The organism is Rudaea sp. (genome assembly GCF_036383415.1).
GTDB lineage: Bacteria > Pseudomonadota > Gammaproteobacteria > Xanthomonadales > Rhodanobacteraceae > Rudaea.
Genome location: NZ_DASVOK010000367.1, coordinates 1 through 1,992, shown reverse-complemented (window position 1 = coordinate 1,992; position 1,992 = coordinate 1). Strand labels below are relative to the sequence as shown.

Annotated in this window: 2 protein-coding genes; one reads left to right on the top strand and one right to left on the bottom strand. The window is 65.6% G+C overall.

Annotated elements, in window-relative coordinates; genetic code table 11:
• Nucleotides 1-657: hypothetical protein (locus VF497_RS13655; protein WP_330889617.1), on the bottom strand; the 657-nt coding region annotated here is incomplete at its 3' end.
• A 207-nt stretch (nt 658-864) separates the two neighbouring features.
• On the opposite strand from VF497_RS13655, the gene VF497_RS13650 reads away from it, so the two are divergent.
• Nucleotides 865-1,992: serine/threonine-protein kinase (locus VF497_RS13650; RefSeq protein ID WP_330889615.1), on the top strand; the 1,128-nt coding region annotated here is incomplete at its 3' end.

The following is a 1,992-nucleotide window of genomic DNA, read 5'->3' as shown; positions in this document are numbered from 1 at the left end:
GGCGGCGAGCGCGAGCAGGGCGAACGCATGGCCGCGCGCGGGCCCGCCCTCGTGGATCAGGATCAGGCCGGCGACCGCGTACAGCGCGAGCAGGGCGGTCCATTCGGCATAGAACGTGTTCAGATAGATCGTGTTGGCCGGGTCGGAAAACAGCAGTGGCAGCAGCAGGCCGTTGGCGAGCGCCGACCATGGCTCGCGCCGGCGCAGCCAGGCGGTGGTGAAGGCGAACCAGAGCGCGAGCATCGCGGCGATCTTGAACGTACCGATCCAGCGCACCGAATGCGCCGTCGCGCCGGTCGCGGCTTCCTCGGCACGAAACACGGCGGCAGCGGCGCCCTGGAACAGCAATTCGGTAGACCAGTAGCAGATCGGGTCTTTCGCGGCGACGAATTTGTACCGTGAATACGGCGCAGCGGGACTGTTGCGATCCGGGGGTACCGATTCGGGCCGGTCAGGATAGAGGCCGAAACAGGCGCTGTAGCGAACTTCGTCGTAGCTGTTGGCCAGGGCGATCAGCGGGTCGTGCACGATCAGCGCGCCGAGCCGCCACAGCCCCGCCAGCAGGCAGGCCGCCAATGCCCACCACAGCCAGCGCGGCGTGGCGGCATGACGGTGCGAAACAGGACGCGATTCGGTTGGGGTCGGAGCAGCAGGCATAAGGGCCGGAAGTCTAGGGGCGCTTTGTGACGGGAACAATCATCCCGGCGTCCAAGCAGAAATGTGATCCGTTATGCAGATGCGGCATCGATTCTGCACGGTCGTTCCCGCCAATCGCAACGCGGACGCGTGGAATGTGCGGTGCTAGACTTTTTCGCACTTGAACGTTTTCGTTCTGAATCAGGCGCCACGCGCCTTGGAGGGGTCATGAAGCAGCAACTGGGGCACTACGATCTGGTCGCCGAACTCGGCCGCGGCGGCATGGGTGTGGTCTACAAGGGTTTCGAGGCGTCGCTGCATCGCTACGTCGCGATCAAGGTCCTTGCCGATTCGCTCGCCCACGATCCGGGGATCAAGGAGCGCTTCCTGCGCGAGGCGCGCAGCATGGCCGCGCTCAACGATCCGCACATCATCCAGATCTACTTCATCGGCGAAGACGAAGGGCAGACCTTCTTCGTCATGGAATTCGTCGATGGCGAATCCTTGAGTTCGGTGCTCAAGCGCGAGCACCAGCTCAAGCCCGAGCAGGCCGCGAAGGTCATTTACCAGACCGCGCTCGGCCTCGCCACCGCGCACGACCGCGGCGTGATCCACCGCGACATCAAGCCCGGCAACATCATGATCGACAGCCGCGGCAACGTGAAGATCGCCGACTTCGGCATCGCGCTGTCGAGCGCCGACATTTCCAAGAAGCTCACCTCGACCGGCGAGTTCGTCGGCACGCCGGGCTATCTCTCGCCCGAAGTCTGTCTCGGCAAGATCGTCGACCAGCGCTCGGACATCTTTTCGCTGGGCATCGTGCTGTTCGAGATGCTCGCCGGACGCATGCCGTTCACCGACGAGTCGCCGCTCGGCCTCATGCTCGAAGTGGTCAAGGCCGAGATCCCGGACGTGCGCGCGCTCAACGCGGACGTCGATCCGGAACTCTCGCGCATCCTTGCTCGCATGATCGCCAAGGAACCGGCCGATCGTTACCAGAGCTGCCAGGACCTTGTTGCCGACCTGGCGCGCAATCCGCTGCTTGCCAACGGCACGACCTTGCAACTGCGCACGCAACCCTCGCCGGCCGCGGCGACCGTGGTCGGCATGAAGACGCCAGCCTCCGCCCAGAGCGCGCTGCCGAACACGACGCCGACGCCGCGTCCGCTGCCGAACGTGACGCCGGCACCGGCATCCGTGGCTACGCCGCCACGTGCGCAGGCGACGCTACCGGCGGTCACCTTGCCGGACGGTGCACACCAATCGCTGCTCGAGCGCCAGGCCGCCTCGGCGAAGAAGAAATCCTCCGCTTCGCCTGCGCTGCCGCTTGCGATCGCCGCGTTGCTCCTGCTCGGC